Source organism: Pseudomonas sp. Pseusp11, from assembly GCF_047304405.1.
Lineage (GTDB): Bacteria > Pseudomonadota > Gammaproteobacteria > Pseudomonadales > Pseudomonadaceae > Aquipseudomonas.
Map to the genome: position 1 here is coordinate 83,561 of NZ_JBGLZF010000016.1, position 15,913 is coordinate 99,473.

Genomic DNA, 15,913 nt, shown 5'->3' on the forward strand with positions numbered 1-15,913 from the left:
CGGTCATGGCCTCGAGTCGCGCGGCACGTCTGGCGCCCGTGGTGGAAATGGCTGAAAAGGCCGAGAAAACCGCCGTCCAGCGCCTGGGGCACTTCCAGGGCCAGGTTCGTTTGGCAGAAAGTAAACTCGCCGACCTCGAAGCCTTCCGTCTCGACTACCAGGAACAATGGATCGTGCGCGGCAGCGGCGGCGTTTCGGGTCAGTGGCTGCTGGGCTATCAGGGTTTTCTCGCGCAATTGGGCACGGCCATCGACCAGCAGCGCCAGAGCCTGAACTGGCATCAAAACAATCTGAACAAGGCCCGAGAAGCCTGGCAACAGGCATTTGCCCGGGTCGAAGGCTTGCGCAAACTGGTTCAGCGCTACATGGATGAGGCACGGCAACTGGAAGACAAGCGCGAGCAGAAGTTGCTGGATGAATTGTCCCAGCGGTTGCCGCGTCAGGATTCGTATTGAGTGTTGATCTCAAAGGATTGCAGCCTACGGCAGCACCTGCACGGGTGCATGCAAACCTGATTCCGGAGACGCTGTCGAAGGCTGCGATCTTTTGACCTTGCTCCAGCCCCCGGCAAGTGCTAAACCTTGTACACGTACGTTCGCCAATGACAAGGAAGCCGTGAAATGTCAGTCGTTACAGAAGTATCCCCGGATGGGCAAAAGTTGACGATTTCGGTTAAGGGGCGATTCGATTTCGGTCGGCATCAGGAGTTTCGCGAGTCCTACGAGCGACTCAACCGGAAACCCGAGTCCATCGTCGTAGATCTGAAGGAAGCCACGTATCTCGACAGTTCGGCGCTTGGCATGTTGCTTTTGCTGCGCGATCACGCCGGTGGCGACAACTCCGATATTCGTGTCGTCAACAGCAGTAGCGATGTGAAGAAAATCCTCGCCATCTCCAACTTCGACAAGCTGTTCGACATCAGTTGACTGTCATGCAGCCGCTCGAGCCGCTGACGATTCTGATCGCCGAAGACAGTGCGGCCGATCGTATGCTGCTGTCGACTATTGTCCGTCGTCAGGGGCATGAAGTGCTGACAGCCAGTAATGGCGCCGAGGCGGTCGAGGCGTTTCGCTCGCAGCGGCCGCACCTGGTGCTGATGGACGCCATGATGCCGGTGATGGATGGCTTCGAGGCCGCGCAGCAGATCAAGGCGCTGGCCGGCGAAACCCTGGTGCCGATCATCTTTCTGACGTCGCTGACCGAAAGCGAAGCCCTGGCTCGTTGTCTGGAGGCCGGGGGCGACGACTTTCTGGCAAAGCCTTACAACCAGGTAATCCTTGCGGCCAAGATCAAGGCAATGGACCGCTTGCGGCGTTTGCAGGCCACGGTGCTGGAACAGCGCGACCTGATCGCCAGGCACCACGATTACCTGCTCAACGAACAGCGAGTGGCCAAAGCCGTGTTCGACAAGGTGGCCCACTCCGGTTGCCTGAATGCGCCGAACATCCGCTATCTGCAATCGCCCTATGCGCTGTTCAACGGCGATCTGTTGCTGGCCGCGTTTACCCCGGCCGGCGACATGCATGTGTTGCTCGGTGATTTCACCGGCCATGGTTTGCCGGCCGCTGTCGGTGCCATGCCGTTGGCCGAAGTTTTCTATGGCATGACCGCCAAGGGTTATGGTTTGTCCGAAACCCTGCGCGAGATGAACGCCAAGCTCAAACGTATCCTGCCGGTCGACATGTTCTGCTGCGCGACCCTGCTGCGCCTGAGCTTTCAGCGAGGGTCGGTGGAGGTCTGGAACGGCGGGATGCCGGACGGCTATTTGCACAACGCCACCAGTGGCGAGCGTACAGCGCTCACGGCACGGCACTTGCCGCTGGGTGTACTGAGCCCGCAAACCTTCGATGACCGCACCGAGGTGTTCCCGATGGCCGTTGGGGATCGGGTGTTCCTGTTGTCTGATGGAGTAATCGATACCTGCGATGCCAATGAGCAGTTGTTTGGTGTCGAGCGACTTGAGCAGGTGTTTGCAGTCAATCGTCAGCCCGATGCGCTGTTCGAAGAAATCGAGCAGGCCCTGCGGGACTTTCGCGGCGAGGCTCGCGATGACGTGAGCATGGTTGAGGTCAGCCTGTTGGATGCGGCGCAACTGAGCCCGCCAGCACCGGTATATTCCGATAGCGGTCAGTCCTGCCCGCTGGACTGGTCGGTGAGTTTCGAATTTCGCGCCGCCACCCTCAAGCGCTTCAACCCGCTGCCGTACCTGTTGCAATTGCTGTTTGAGGTGCATGGCTTGCGCGCTCAGAGTGGTGCGCTCTACAGCGTGCTGGCAGAGCTTTACTCCAATGCCCTGGAGCATGGCGTGCTAGGTCTGGATTCGAGTCTCAAACGCGATGCTTCGGGTTTTGCGCGTTATTATCAGCAGCGCAGTGCGCGCCTGGACGAATTGCAGGACGGCTATGTGCGCGTACATTTACAGGTGACGCCAAAAGGCGAAGGCGGTTGCCTGACTGTTCGAGTCGAAGACAGTGGCAAGGGCTTCGATGTGGTACGGGTGATGGAGCGTCCCGTCGATGATGTCCGTTTGTCGGGACGTGGCGTCAGTTTGATTCGACAGTTGAGTCATCATGCGAGCTGGTCCGATAATGGGCGCAGTGCTCGCGTGGAGTTTTTCTGGGAGGCTCAGGCATAATCCCAGGCATTCTTGATCAAAGGAGTGAACAAGTGGACGACACACATCTGGATCGCGACGTGCTGAGCGCGTTGCAAGAAGTTATGGAGGACGGGTATCCAGAATTGCTCGATACCTTTCTCAGCGATTCCGAAGAGCGATTGAGCTTGCTGCGCAAGGCTGACGATGCCGATCGGTTAGGTGCCACGGCACACAGTTTCAAGGGCAGCAGCAGCAACATGGGCGCGACTCGGCTGGCTGAGCTGTGCCATGAGCTGGAGCAGCGAGCCAAAGAGAAAAAACTCGAAGGCATAGAAGCGCTGGTTGGAGAGATCGACGGCGAATTCGCGATTGTTCGACCGCTTTTCGAGGCAGAGCGCCAGCGCTCCCTGGCAGAATAAGACAACCACCAGCCACTACGGATTGCATTACAGCTTAACCATCCGGCGCTTTTGGCGGCCAGCGAACAAAGCTGGCTCGACCCTTGCAGTCAACTCACTCAACTGTACCTACGATCCCAGTGCAGCGGAGACCGTTCCATGCCCGTTACCCCAAACATTCTTCTTCAGGCCGCGGCTGCGGCCAAGACTCAAGCCGCGTCCGCCAATACCCCGGCGTCTACGGCCGAGCCCGGGGACAAGGCGTCCAGCTTCGCTCAGGTCTACGCCAATCAGGCCCAGAACAAGCCTTCGGTTACGGCGGACGGATCGGCTAAACCCGTACGTGACAAAGCCTCGGACAACACTGGCAAAAAGGACGTGGGCAACGACTCGTCTGCCGCCCAGGAACCGACGGTTGCCGATAGCGGCAAATCCTTGCCCGCCGATAAACCGGCGCAGGCCGATGACAAGACCGCTAACGATGGCGCGCCCGATACCGCTGAGCCGACGACGCCGATAGCCGATAGCGCGCCTGTCGATCCAGCCCTTGATCCGGCGTTGATGCAAGTGGTGCAGCCGGTGCTGCCAGCCCCTGTGCCGGAAACCTCGCCGGTTGTCGCCGCCGTGCAGTCAACCGTTCAAACACCCGTCGCGGCCGCCGTTACCACGGCAGCGACGCAAGCCGCTGCGACCACCGATCCTGATTTCGATCCCGAAGCCGATCCTCTCGATGCACTGCCGGCCGTGCGCATGGCGATGGAGCAGAGCGGGCACGTTTCGGCCGCCAGCCAGGCTCAGCCAAAAGCGGCGCCGACTCAGGCTCAGGCCAACGGCGAGCTGACCTCGGCACAGACTTTTGCCGCGGGCATGGCGAGCATGCTCGACGTGCAAGCCGATCAGGACAGCACCAGCCAGGGCGGCGAGAAGGCGTTCAGTGGCCTGATCGATGACGGCCTCAAGGATCTCAAGTCCGCCAGCAGCGACACCCGTGTCGATGACTTCGCCAATCGTCTGGCGGCTCTGACCCAGGCAGCAACACCCAAGACTGCCAATGCATTGCCGGTGAACCAACCGATCGCCATGCATCAGAGCGGTTGGACCGAAGAGGTGGTCAACCGGGTCATGTACCTGTCCAGCGCCAATCTCAAGGCGGCGGATATCCAGTTGCAACCGGCCGAACTGGGACGCCTCGATATTCGGGTGAACATGGTTCCGGATCAGCAGACCCAAGTGACCTTCATGAGCGCTCACCCAAGCGTTCGCGAAGCACTCGACGGGCAAATGCATCGCCTGCGAGACATGTTCGCGCAGCAGGGCATGGGCCAGGTCGACGTCAACGTTTCCGATCAGTCCCGTGGCTGGCAGGGCCAGGGGCAGGAACAGGCTCAACAGGGGCAGGGCGGGCGCACCAATGCCAGTGGCGGTCGCCTCGATTCGATGGATGAAGAGCTTCCTGCGACGGTCGCTGATGTGGCCGCCAACACCACCAGCGTGATCGGCACCAGCGCGGTCGATTATTACGCCTGATAAATCAGGACGTCCCCTCAAAAGATCGCAGCCTTCGCCAGCTCCTTGTATCTACGGGTGTACACCATCCAAATGCAGGAGCTGCCGAAGGCTGCGATCTTTTGATTTTCGGTGTCTGCCTGCTGACGCCCATATGTCCCCAGACACTTCTGGCATAACACTTGCTCTTGCCTTGCCGTGCGACTGTGAAAACCCGAATAGTGACGGATTATTGGCATGGCGAAGAGCGAAGCAGTAGTAAAAGACCCCGCAACCAAAGGCAAAATCAAGCTGATCATTGTGATCGTCGTGGCCCTGCTGCTGGCGATCGGCTTGTCCGTGGGGGCAACCTGGTTCTTCATGCACAGCGCCCAGAGCAAGCCTGCCGCCGCGGCTGAAACCGCTGTGGTCGGCAAGCAGCCGGCGATCTTCGAGCCAATGGCTCCAGCCTTCGTGGCCAACTACACCCAGAACGGCCGTCAGCGCTACATGCAGGTGAGCATCACCATGCAGGGGCGTAATCAGGCTGATCTGGAGGCGCTCAAAGTCCACATGCCAGTGATCCGCAATAACCTGGTCATGCTGTTTTCCGGTCAGGATTTCGCCACGCTGGCGACCCCGGTTGGCCAGGAGATGTTGCGTCAGAAAGCCACGGCCAGCGTTCAGGAAGTGGCGCAGAAAGAGTTGGGCAAAGTGGTGATCGAACAGTTGCTTTTCACTAATTTCGTACTGCAGTAGGAACACGACATGGCCGTGCAGGACCTGCTGTCCCAGGATGAGATCGATGCGCTGTTGCATGGCGTCGACGATGGTCTGGTACAGACCGATAACGCTGCCGAACCCGGCAGTGTCAAAAGCTACGACCTGACCAGCCAGGATCGCATCGTCCGTGGACGCATGCCGACGCTGGAAATGATCAACGAGCGTTTCGCCCGCTACACCCGCATCAGCATGTTCAACATGCTGCGCCGCTCGGCGGACGTTGCCGTCGGTGGCGTGCAGGTGATGAAGTTCGGCGAATACGTGCACTCGCTGTACGTGCCGACCAGCCTCAACCTGGTCAAGATCAAACCGCTGCGCGGCACCGCGCTGTTCATCCTCGACGCCAAACTGGTGTTCAAGCTGGTGGACAACTTCTTCGGCGGCGACGGCCGTCACGCGAAGATCGAAGGGCGTGAATTCACCCCCACCGAACTGCGTGTGGTGCGCATGGTGCTGGAGCAGGCTTTCGTCGATTTGAAGGAAGCCTGGCAGGCGATCATGGAAGTGAACTTCGAGTACATCAACTCGGAAGTGAACCCGGCCATGGCCAACATCGTCGGGCCGAGCGAAGCCATTGTGGTGTCGACGTTCCACATCGAACTCGATGGCGGTGGCGGCGACCTGCACGTGACCATGCCGTATTCGATGATCGAGCCGGTGCGCGAGATGCTCGATGCCGGCTTCCAGTCGGACCTCGACGATCAGGACGAACGCTGGATCAACGCCTTGCGCCAGGACGTGCTGGACGTCGACGTACCGATCGGTGCCACCGTTGCCCGCCGCCAGCTGCGCCTTCGCGACATCCTGCACATGCAGCCCGGCGACGTGATCCCGGTCGAGATGCCGGAAGAAATGATCATGCGCGCCAACGGCGTGCCGGCCTTCAAGGTCAAGATGGGCTCGCACAAAGGCAACCTCGCGTTGCAAGTGATCGAGCCGATCGAGCGCCGTTGACCGGCGCTCGTACCCCCTACGCATTTAACTGAATTGTTGCCCGCCGAGGACAAATGATGAACGACGATATGAACGCCCAGGACGACCAGGCACTGGCCGACGAATGGGCTGCGGCCCTGGAAGAAACCGGTGACGCCGGGCAGGCCGACATTGATGCGCTGCTGGCGGCCGATGCCGGTACGTCGGGCTCCAACCGTCTGCCGATGGAAGAGTTCGGCAGCGTGCCGAAGAACAACGATCCAGTGACGCTGGACGGTCCGAACCTGGACGTGATCCTTGATATCCCGGTGTCGATTTCCATGGAAGTCGGCAGCACCGACATCAACATCCGCAACCTGCTGCAACTCAACCAGGGTTCGGTGATCGAGCTCGATCGCCTGGCCGGTGAGCCGCTGGACGTGCTGGTCAACGGCACGCTCATCGCCCACGGCGAAGTGGTCGTGGTCAACGAAAAGTTCGGCATCCGCCTGACCGACGTGATCAGCCCAAGCGAACGCATCAAGAAGCTGCGCTGAGTGAACAAGGTTCTTGCGGTTCTGTTGGCCTTGCCATCCAGCGTGCTGGCGGCCGAGTCGGTGACGACTGCTGCGACAGCGGCGGCCGCGCCAGCCGTCAGCAGCGGTGTGGCCGGGCAATTGACGCAGTTGGTGTTTGGCTTGCTGCTGGTGCTGGGGTTGATCTTCTTCCTTGCCTGGCTGCTGCGCCGGGTCCAGCAGGCCGGGCCGGCCGGCAAGGGGCAAGTGATCGAGTTGATCGGTTCCCGGGCCCTCGGCCCCCGTGACCGTTTGATGCTGGTACAGGTCGGCAACGAACAGATTCTGCTCGGCCTGAGCCCCGGCACCATCACCGCGTTGCATGTGCTCAAGGAGCCGGTACAAGTGCCGAGCGCAACCGAGAAAGCGACTCCGGAGTTTGCCCAGCGTCTGTTGGAGATGCTTGGCAAGGATCAGAAGGATAAGAAGTAATGGGTGCGTTACGCATCGTCTTGACGCTGGCCCTGATGCTGGCTGCGCCACTGGCGTTCGCCGCCGATCCGTTGTCGATCCCGGCGATCACCCTGGGCACCAATGCCAATGGCGCCCAGGAATACTCGGTCAGCCTGCAAATCCTGCTGATCATGACTGCGCTGAGTTTCATCCCGGCGTTCGTCATGCTGATGACCAGTTTCACCCGGATCATCATCGTTTTCTCGATCTTGCGTCAGGCCCTGGGCTTGCAGCAGACACCGTCGAACCAGATCCTCACCGGCATGGCGCTGTTCCTCACCATGTTTATCATGGCTCCGGTGTTCGATCGGGTGAATCAGGATGCCTTGCAGCCGTATCTGGCGGAGAAACTCACCGCTCAGGATGCAGTCGCCAAGGCTCAGGTGCCGATCAAGGACTTCATGCTGGCCCAGACTCGCAGCAGCGATCTGGAGCTGTTCATGCGCCTGTCCAAGCGCACTGATATTGCTACGCCGGATCAGGCGCCACTGACGATTCTGGTGCCGGCGTTCGTGACCTCGGAACTGAAAACCGCGTTCCAGATTGGCTTCATGATCTTCATTCCGTTCCTGATCATCGACCTGGTGGTGGCCAGTGTGCTGATGGCGATGGGTATGATGATGCTCTCGCCACTGATCATTTCCCTGCCGTTCAAAATCATGCTGTTCGTGCTGGTGGATGGCTGGGCGTTGATCATCGGCACGTTGGCCAGCAGCTTCGGCGGTGTTTCACCATGACGCCTGAAGTTGCCGTAGACATCTTTCGCGAAGCGCTGTGGCTGACCACCATGATGGTCGCCGTGCTGGTGATTCCGAGCTTGCTGGTGGGGTTGTTGGTGGCGATGTTCCAGGCGGCCACCCAGATCAACGAACAGACCCTGAGCTTCCTGCCGCGCCTGCTGGTGATGCTGGTGACGCTGATCGTTGCCGGCCCGTGGCTGGTGCAGACATTCATGGAATACATCCTGCAGCTGTACCACAGCATTCCTCAGGTCATCGGTTAAGCCATGTCGCTGCTGCAGCTGACCGATACGCAGATCAGCACCTGGGTGGCGACGTTCATGTTGCCGCTGTTTCGCATCGGCTCGTTGCTGATGGTCATGCCGATTTTCGGCACGACGCTGGTGCCCAAGCGCGTGCGTTTGTACTTCGCGCTGGCGATTACTGTGGTCATCGCGCCGGGTCTGCCGCCCATGCCTGCGGTCAATGCGCTGGACCTGAGCGCGCTGTTGCTGATCGCCGAGCAAATCATCATCGGCGCGGTGTTGGGCTTCTCCTTGCAGCTGTTTTTCCAGGCGTTCGTGGTCGCCGGGCAAATTGTCGCGATCCAGATGGGCATGGGTTTCGCTTCGATGGTCGACCCTACGAACGGTGTGTCGGTGGCGGTGATCGGGCAGTTCTTCACCATGCTGGTGACGCTGTTGTTCCTGTCGATGAACGGCCATCTGGTGGTGTTCGAGGTCCTCACCGAAAGCTTTACCACGTTGCCGGTCGGTGGTGGCTTGGTGATCAATCATTTCTGGGAGCTGGCCGGCAAGCTCGGCTGGGTATTCGGTGCGGCGCTGTTGCTGGTGTTGCCGGCGATCACTGCGTTGCTGGTGGTCAACATTGCGTTTGGCGTGATGACCCGGGCAGCACCTCAGCTGAACATCTTCTCGATCGGCTTCCCGCTGACCCTGGTACTTGGGCTGTTCATCGTTTGGGTCGGCCTGGCGGACATTCTCAATCAGTATCAACCGCTGGCCGTCGAGGCCTTGCAGTTGTTACGCGAACTGGCACAGGCGCGCTGAGTCATGGCTGAGAGCGAAAGCGGTCAGGACAAAACAGAAGACCCCACGGAGAAACGCAAAAAGGACTCCCGTGAGAAGGGCGAGATTGCGCGCTCCAAGGAGCTCAACACCCTGGCGGTCATGCTCGCCGGCGCCGGTGGGCTGCTGATTTTTGGTGGCGCCCTGGCCCAGGATTTGATGGAGCTGATGCGCATGAACTTCTCGCTCTCGCGAGAGGTGATTCTGGATCAGCGCTTTATGGCGACTTATCTGCTGCACTCGGGGCAGATCGCCTTGTACGCGATTCAGCCGCTGATGATTACCTTGCTGTTGGCCTCGCTGATCGGCCCGATTTCCCTGGGGGGCTGGCTATTTGCGCCTGGCTCCATGGCGCCCAAGTTCAGTCGCATGAACCCCCTCGCGGGCCTGAAGCGGATGTTCTCGACCAAGGCGCTGGTGGAGTTGCTCAAGGCTCTGGCGAAGTTTTTCATCGTGTTGTTCGTGGCGTTGGCGGTCTTGTCGTCAGACATCGACGATCTGCTGCGCATCGCCCATGAGCCGTTGGACATGGCGATCATTCACAGCCTGCAAGTGGTCGGCTGGAGCACTTTGTGGATGGCTTGCGGGCTGATCATCATCGCGCTGGTCGACGTGCCGGTGCAGCTCTGGGAAAGCCACAATAAGCTGCTGATGACCAAGCAGGAAGTGCGTGACGAACACAAGGACCAAGAGGGGCGGCCGGAGGTCAAGCAACGCATTCGCCAATTGCAGCGCGAGATGTCGCAGCGGCGAATGATGGCCGCGATCCCCGACGCCGACGTGGTCATCACCAACCCGACCCACTACGCCGTAGCGCTCAAGTACGATCCGGAGAAGGGCGGGGCGCCGATGCTGATCGCCAAGGGTAGCGACTTCCTGGCCTTGAAGATCCGCGAAATCGCCGTGGCCAACCAAGTGCAGTTACTCGAATCGCCCGCCCTGGCGCGTTCGATTTACTACTCCACGGAACTGGATCAGGAAATTCCAGGCGGGCTGTATCTGGCGGTGGCTCAGGTATTGGCTTACGTCTATCAGATCCGCCAGTACCGCGCGGGCAAGGGCAAACGTCCGGATCCGCTGAAGGATGATTTGCCGATTCCGCCGGATCTGCGTCGCGATTCCTGATCGGGTCTACGGCTCTGAAATCAAAAAGATAGCCGCCTTCGGCAGCGCCTACGGGCGCTGATGCCGCCTATTGGCTTTTTCATTGCCGGGCTCTTTCGCAATACTGTTTTCCTGTTTCTTCCTGTCGTCCTGTTGCTTGGGCGCAACCAGATCGAAGCCTTTGGCATCGTTGAATGACTTGACCGCTTTCTTGGGCATGATCGCTGCTCCGGCGCTTGGTATTACCAACGCTGATGATCACCATCCAATACCCATAAGGCCGTTTTGGCTACTATCAAAACTTACGGCTGTGCAGGTCTCTGAACGAATGGCAGGGCAGTGAACTTGAGCGATGTCATGCCCCGCCTCTGATCCACCCTGTTCGTAGCAGCTGCCGAGCCTGCGAGGCTGCGTTCGGCTGCGCAGCAGTCGTAAACCTTTGCGAGGACTGCGTCCTCGAACGCAGTCTCGCAGGCTCGGCAGCTGCTACCCCGGGCTCAACAAATCTATCTATTTCCCTCCTTGGCAAAAGTTGGAAGGCTTCTTGCAATAGCCGCCCTGCGCCTGCTTCAGGCGTCAAAAGTTTGCTTTAAAGGAACGGGGAAAACCGGTGGATCGCTCTCAGTTAATCAACAGTGCCCGCACAAACGTCGCCGACCTCAGTCGGGGCAATCTGGGCGTGCCGCTGTTGCTGCTGGTCATGCTGGCCATGATGATGTTGCCGGTGCCACCGTTCCTGCTGGACGTGTTTTTCACCTTCAACATTGCCCTGTCCATCGTCGTGTTGCTGGTCTGTGTATACGCCTTGCGACCACTGGATTTTGCGGTGTTCCCGACCATTCTGCTGGTGGCGACGTTGTTGCGACTGGCGCTGAACGTGGCCTCCACGCGGGTGGTCATGCTCCACGGTCAGGACGGCCATGCCGCCGCCGGCAAGGTGATCCAGGCCTTCGGTGAAGTGGTGATCGGCGGTAACTACGTGGTCGGTATCGTGGTCTTCGCGATTTTGATGATCATCAACTTCGTCGTGGTAACCAAGGGTGCTGGGCGCATTTCCGAGGTGAGCGCGCGTTTCACCCTCGACGCGATGCCCGGTAAACAGATGGCGATCGACGCCGACTTGAACGCCGGCCTGATCGATCAGAACCAGGCGAAACTGCGCCGGATGGAAGTCGCCCAGGAGGCCGAGTTCTACGGTTCCATGGACGGTGCCAGCAAATTCGTGCGCGGTGACGCCATCGCCGGTCTGCTGATTCTGTTCATCAACCTGATCGGCGGCATGGCGGTGGGTATCTTCCAGCACGGCATGAGCTTTGGTGATGCCGGCAAGGTGTATGCGCTGTTGACCATCGGTGACGGTTTGGTGGCGCAATTGCCATCACTGCTGTTGTCGACCGCCGCCGCGATCATGGTGACCCGTGCTTCCGGCTCGGAGGACATGGGCAAGCAAATCAATCGTCAGATGTTCGCCTCGCCGAAAGCCTTGGCGGTGGCCGCAGGCTTGATGGCGGTGATGGGCCTGGTGCCCGGCATGCCGCACGTCTCCTTTCTGTCCATGGCAGCCCTGGCGGCCGGTGGTGCTTACCTGTTCTGGAAAAAGCAGAACGCGGTCAAGGTTCAGGCCCTGCAAGAGGTCAAGCGTCAGCAGGAGTTGCTGCCGTCGCCGGCTCGGGCTCAGGAAACCAAGGAGCTTGGCTGGGATGACGTGACGCCGATCGACATGATTGGCCTGGAAGTGGGCTACCGCCTGATTCCGCTGGTGGATCGCAACCAGGGTGGGCAGTTGCTGGCGCGGATCAAGGGGGTGCGTAAAAAACTCTCCCAGGACCTGGGCTTCCTGATGCCGACTGTGCATATCCGTGACAACCTCGACCTGGCGCCTAGCGCCTATCGCCTGACCCTGATGGGCGTGATCCTGGCTGAAGCGGAGATTTACCCGGAGCGCGAACTGGCGATCAACCCGGGTCAGGTCTACGGCACGCTCAATGGCATCACCGCCAAAGATCCGGCTTTTGGCCTGGAAGCGGTGTGGATCGAAATCAGCCAGCGTGCCCAGGCGCAATCCCTCGGTTACACCGTGGTCGATGCCAGTACGGTGGTAGCGACCCACTTGAACCAGATTCTGTACAAGCACTCCAGCGAGCTGATCGGCCACGAAGAAGTCCAGCAACTCATGCAATTGCTGGCCAAAAGCTCACCGAAGCTGGCCGAAGAACTGGTGCCGGGGGTGGTTTCGCTGTCGCAACTGCTCAAAGTCTTGCAGGCGTTGCTGGCCGAACAGGTGCCGGTGCGGGACATCCGCAGCATCGCCGAAGCCATCGCGAACAACGCCGCCAAGAGTCAAGATACCGCCGCTTTGGTGGCCGCGGTGCGCGTCGGCGTATCCCGTGCAATCGTGCAAAGCATTGTAGGCACTGAGTCGGAGCTGCCTGTGATCACCTTGGAACCAAGGTTGGAACAAATATTGCTCAATAGTCTTCAGAAGGCAGGACAAGGCTCGGAAGAGGGCGTTCTGCTGGAGCCAAGCATGGCGGAAAAACTGCAACGCTCGTTGATCGATGCGGCGCAGCGTCAGGAAATGCAAGGTCAGCCGGTGATTCTGCTGGTGGCCGGTCCGGTTCGCGCGATGCTCTCGCGATTCGGTCGGCTGGCAGTGCCGGGTTTGCACGTGTTGGCTTACCAGGAAATTCCTGACAACAAGCAAGTGACCATCGTTGCGACAGTAGGGCCCAACGGCTGAGGTAGTGGTTTATGCAAGTTAAGCGTTTTTTCGCCGCCGATATGCGTCAGGCCATGAAACTGGTTCGTGATGAGTTGGGCGCTGATGCCGCCATCATTGGCAATCGCCGGATCGCCGGCGGTGTCGAGCTGACGGCTGCCCTGGATTACAAATTGTCGGCGCTGGCCCCACGTGTTCCGAACATGGAACTTGAGGATGAGCTGCGCAAGACCCAGTCGCGGATCGTCACCGCCCAGGCCGAACTGAGCCTGCGCGGCGATGGCGAGAGCGACAAGACCACCAATCGCCAGTTGTTCGCCGGCCTGCCGTTGACCGCCGCCGAACCGCTGATCGAACCGGTGCTGGCCGAACCTCGGCGTCCGGCTCCCGCGCCTGCTGCGGCGACCGGTGTCGATCCGCGCGCATTCGATTCGATGCGTTTCGAACTCAACAGCCTGCGTGAACTGATGGAAGTGCAGCTTGGCTCGCTGGCCTGGAATCAGCTGCAAGGCAGCCGTCCGGCGCAGGCCAACCTCTGGCGTCGCCTGCAACGTATCGGCTTGTCCGGCCCGTTGTCGCGCGATCTGCTGGCACTGATTACCGACATTGAAGAGCCTCGTCAGGCCTGGCGCATGTTGCTTGCGCACCTGGCGCGGATGATCGCCACCCCGGAAGTCGAACCACTGGAAGAGGGCGGGGTGATTGCCATGGTCGGCCCCGCCGGCATGGGCAAGACCACCACGCTGGCCAAGCTCGCGGCCCGCTACGTGCTCAAGTACGGCGCGCAGAACATCGCGCTGGTGAGCATGGACAGCTATCGCATCGGTGCCCAGGAACAGCTCAAGACGCTGGGCCGGATCCTCAATGTGTCGGTGACCCATGTCGACCCGGGTCAATCCCTGGTGCAGGCGCTGGAGCCCTTGCTGCGAAAACGCGTGGTGCTGATCGATACCGCCGGCCTTCAGGCCAGCGACCCGGCACTGCGCATGCAGCTCGAGAGTCTGGCCGGGCGCGGCATCAAATCAAAAAATTATCTGGTTTTGGCAACCACCAGCCAGAAACAGGTTCTAACCGCCGCTTATCACAGTTACAAACGCTGCGGCCTCGCCGGCTGCATCCTGACTAAACTGGATGAAACGGCAAGTCTGGGTGAGGTGTTGAGCCTGGCGATCAGTCATGAGTTGCCGGTGGCTTACCTGACCGATGGTCCGCGGATTCCGGATGATTTACATCTGCCACGTCGTCATCAGTTGGTCAGTCGCGCCGTTAGCGTGCAAATGCAGGAAGAACCCAGCGAAGAAGCCATGGCTGACATGTTCGCTGATATTTACCACAGCCCGACCAAGCAGGTTGGCTGAGGTGTTAATGAACATTTTTTGTACCTACATCGATGGTCTGCCATGCATTGTTCCGATGGTGAACGCGCAGCCAGTAATGTGGCCTCCGTCTAAGTAAGACAAGGTAAAGAAATAACATGGGCAGCATGCATCCCGTACAGGTGATCGCGGTGACCGGCGGCAAAGGTGGCGTCGGGAAGACTAACGTGTCAGTGAACTTGTCCCTGGCTCTAGCTGAGCTCGGCCGGCGCGTCATGCTGCTGGATGCCGATCTGGGGCTGGCGAACGTCGACGTTCTGTTGGGACTGACACCCAAACGCACGCTGGCCGACGTGATCGAAGGCCGCTGTGAGCTGCGCGACGTGCTGTTGCAAGGGCCTGGCGGTATCCGCATCGTCCCGGCTGCCTCCGGCACCCAGAGCATGGTTCATCTGAGCCCGGCCCAGCATGCCGGCCTGATCCAGGCATTCAGCGACATCGGCGACAACCTCGACGTATTGGTGATCGACACCGCTGCGGGCATAGGTGACTCGGTAGTCAGCTTCGTGCGCGCCGCGCAGGAAGTCTTGCTGGTGGTGTGCGACGAGCCGACCTCGATCACTGACGCCTACGCGCTGATCAAACTGCTTAACCGCGACTACGGCATGAACCGCTTCCGCGTCCTGGCCAACATGGCGCAGAGCCCGCAGGAAGGCCGCAACCTGTTCGCCAAGTTGACCAAGGTCACGGATCGCTTCCTCGACGTCGCCTTACAATACGTCGGTGCGGTGCCTTACGACGAAAGCGTGCGCAAGGCCGTGCAGAAGCAACGCGCGGTGTATGAAGCCTTTCCGCGTTCCAAGTGCGCCCTGGCGTTCAAGGCCATTGCGCAGAAAGTCGATACCTGGCCACTGCCGGCCAACCCGCGTGGGCACCTGGAATTTTTCGTCGAGCGCCTCGTGCAACAAACGGCAGGACCCGTGCTATGACAGCCAGCGGTTACAACCTCTACAAGAAGTCGGCACGTGACGCGCAGTACGAGCTGATCGAGCGTTACGCGCCACTGGTCAAACGCATTGCCTACCACTTGCTGGCGCGTCTGCCGGCCAGTGTCCAGGTCGAAGACCTGATCCAGGCCGGGATGATCGGCCTGCTTGAAGTATCAACCAAATACGACGCCAGCAAAGGCGCGAGTTTCGAGACGTACGCGGGTATTCGAATCCGCGGCGCGATGCTCGATGAAGTGCGCAAGGGGGACTGGGCGCCACGTTCGGTCCACCGCAATACCCGCATGGTCAGCGACGCGATTCGCTCGATTGAAGCTAAAACCGGCCGTGACGCTAAAGATCACGAAGTTGCGGCCGAACTCCAATTGAGTCTCGACGATTATTACGGGATTTTGAACGACACCCTGGGCAGCCGGTTATTCAGTTTCGACGATCTGTTGCAGGACGGCGAACACGAAGGGCTGCATGAGGATGGCGCGAGTGCTCATCTCGAGCCGTCACGCGATCTGGAAGATGAACGCTTCCAGGCGGCGCTGGCGGACGCGATTGCCAATTTGCCGGAGCGTGAGCGACTGGTGTTGGCGCTGTACTACGACGAAGAGTTGAATCTCAAGGAAATCGGTGAGGTCCTGGGGGTCAGTGAATCTCGGGTCAGCCAGTTACACAGCCAGTGCGCGGCCCGTTTGCGGGGGCGTTTGGGGGAGTGGCGAGCGCGCTGAAGGCAGTGTGGGGACACTGCGAATGGAGCTGGTGTGGTG

At 59.9% G+C, this 15,913-nt stretch carries 18 protein-coding genes; 17 read left to right on the plus strand and 1 reads right to left on the minus strand.

Annotated features, from left to right (window positions below):
- Positions 1 to 5 precede the first annotated feature (5 nt).
- The 13 genes from fliJ to flhB all read left to right on the plus strand — a co-directional run bounded on the left by fliJ (position 6) and on the right by flhB (position 10,134).
- Complete coding sequence (gene fliJ, locus ACCC96_RS15245) at positions 6 to 455, plus strand: flagellar export protein FliJ (protein WP_413696224.1); 450 nt, start codon at positions 6 to 8, stop codon at positions 453 to 455.
- Between the two features lie 165 nt (positions 456 to 620).
- Entirely contained in the window at positions 621 to 926 is a 306-nt protein-coding gene (locus ACCC96_RS15250; RefSeq protein WP_413696225.1) for an STAS domain-containing protein, read from the plus strand.
- 5 nt (positions 927 to 931) lie between these two features.
- Positions 932 to 2,635 (plus strand): fused response regulator/phosphatase, encoded by a 1,704-nt coding sequence (locus tag ACCC96_RS15255; protein ID WP_019648107.1) that lies wholly within the window; start codon positions 932 to 934, stop codon positions 2,633 to 2,635.
- A 32-nt stretch (positions 2,636 to 2,667) separates the two neighbouring features.
- Positions 2,668 to 3,015, plus strand: a complete 348-nt coding sequence (locus tag ACCC96_RS15260; protein ID WP_019579577.1) for an Hpt domain-containing protein — start codon at positions 2,668 to 2,670, stop codon at positions 3,013 to 3,015.
- Between the two features lie 138 nt (positions 3,016 to 3,153).
- On the plus strand, positions 3,154 to 4,521 hold the full coding sequence (locus tag ACCC96_RS15265) for a flagellar hook-length control protein FliK (RefSeq protein ID WP_413696226.1): 1,368 nt from the start codon (positions 3,154 to 3,156) through the stop codon (positions 4,519 to 4,521).
- A gap of 216 nt (positions 4,522 to 4,737) precedes the next feature.
- Positions 4,738 to 5,238 carry a flagellar basal body-associated protein FliL gene (fliL, locus tag ACCC96_RS15270; protein WP_007938638.1) on the plus strand — a complete coding sequence of 167 codons (501 nt, stop codon included), beginning with the start codon at positions 4,738 to 4,740 and terminating at the stop codon, positions 5,236 to 5,238.
- A gap of 9 nt (positions 5,239 to 5,247) precedes the next feature.
- Complete coding sequence (fliM, locus tag ACCC96_RS15275) at positions 5,248 to 6,216, plus strand: flagellar motor switch protein FliM (RefSeq protein ID WP_007938639.1); 969 nt, start codon at positions 5,248 to 5,250, stop codon at positions 6,214 to 6,216.
- Between the two features lie 56 nt (positions 6,217 to 6,272).
- A complete protein-coding gene (gene fliN / locus ACCC96_RS15280; RefSeq protein ID WP_007938642.1) occupies positions 6,273 to 6,731 on the plus strand; it encodes a flagellar motor switch protein FliN in 459 nt (152 codons plus the stop codon).
- Entirely contained in the window at positions 6,732 to 7,181 is a 450-nt protein-coding gene (fliO, locus tag ACCC96_RS15285; RefSeq protein ID WP_019579581.1) for a flagellar biosynthetic protein FliO, read from the plus strand.
- The gene (gene fliP, locus ACCC96_RS15290; protein ID WP_007938646.1) at positions 7,181 to 7,939 is read left to right on the plus strand and encodes a flagellar type III secretion system pore protein FliP; all 759 of its coding nucleotides are present in this window, start codon (positions 7,181 to 7,183) and stop codon (positions 7,937 to 7,939) included. Before fliO ends, fliP begins: the two co-directional genes overlap by 1 nt.
- Positions 7,936 to 8,205 (plus strand): flagellar biosynthesis protein FliQ, encoded by a 270-nt coding sequence (gene fliQ, locus ACCC96_RS15295; RefSeq protein ID WP_007938648.1) that lies wholly within the window; start codon positions 7,936 to 7,938, stop codon positions 8,203 to 8,205. Before fliP ends, fliQ begins: the two co-directional genes overlap by 4 nt.
- A gap of 3 nt (positions 8,206 to 8,208) precedes the next feature.
- Positions 8,209 to 8,991 carry a flagellar biosynthetic protein FliR gene (fliR, locus tag ACCC96_RS15300; RefSeq protein WP_019648110.1) on the plus strand — a complete coding sequence of 261 codons (783 nt, stop codon included), beginning with the start codon at positions 8,209 to 8,211 and terminating at the stop codon, positions 8,989 to 8,991.
- A 3-nt stretch (positions 8,992 to 8,994) separates the two neighbouring features.
- Complete coding sequence (gene flhB, locus ACCC96_RS15305) at positions 8,995 to 10,134, plus strand: flagellar biosynthesis protein FlhB (RefSeq protein WP_413696227.1); 1,140 nt, start codon at positions 8,995 to 8,997, stop codon at positions 10,132 to 10,134.
- Between the two features lie 48 nt (positions 10,135 to 10,182).
- On the opposite strand, the gene ACCC96_RS15310 is transcribed toward flhB, so the two are convergent.
- The gene (locus ACCC96_RS15310) at positions 10,183 to 10,332 is read right to left on the minus strand and encodes a hypothetical protein (protein ID WP_019648112.1); all 150 of its coding nucleotides are present in this window, start codon (positions 10,330 to 10,332) and stop codon (positions 10,183 to 10,185) included.
- A 391-nt stretch (positions 10,333 to 10,723) separates the two neighbouring features.
- On the opposite strand from ACCC96_RS15310, the gene flhA reads away from it, so the two are divergent.
- The 4 genes from flhA (at position 10,724) to fliA (ending at position 15,874) form a co-directional block, all read left to right on the plus strand.
- The gene (gene flhA, locus ACCC96_RS15315; RefSeq protein ID WP_007938653.1) at positions 10,724 to 12,853 is read left to right on the plus strand and encodes a flagellar biosynthesis protein FlhA; all 2,130 of its coding nucleotides are present in this window, start codon (positions 10,724 to 10,726) and stop codon (positions 12,851 to 12,853) included.
- An 11-nt stretch (positions 12,854 to 12,864) separates the two neighbouring features.
- Positions 12,865 to 14,190 carry a flagellar biosynthesis protein FlhF gene (gene flhF / locus ACCC96_RS15320; protein WP_413696228.1) on the plus strand — a complete coding sequence of 442 codons (1,326 nt, stop codon included), beginning with the start codon at positions 12,865 to 12,867 and terminating at the stop codon, positions 14,188 to 14,190.
- A 116-nt stretch (positions 14,191 to 14,306) separates the two neighbouring features.
- Positions 14,307 to 15,137 (plus strand): flagellar synthesis regulator FleN, encoded by an 831-nt coding sequence (gene fleN, locus ACCC96_RS15325; RefSeq protein ID WP_003222917.1) that lies wholly within the window; start codon positions 14,307 to 14,309, stop codon positions 15,135 to 15,137.
- Positions 15,134 to 15,874 (plus strand): RNA polymerase sigma factor FliA, encoded by a 741-nt coding sequence (gene fliA / locus ACCC96_RS15330; RefSeq protein WP_007894214.1) that lies wholly within the window; start codon positions 15,134 to 15,136, stop codon positions 15,872 to 15,874. The genes fleN and fliA overlap by 4 nt, the downstream gene beginning before the upstream one ends.
- Positions 15,875 to 15,913: the final 39 nt, after the last annotated feature.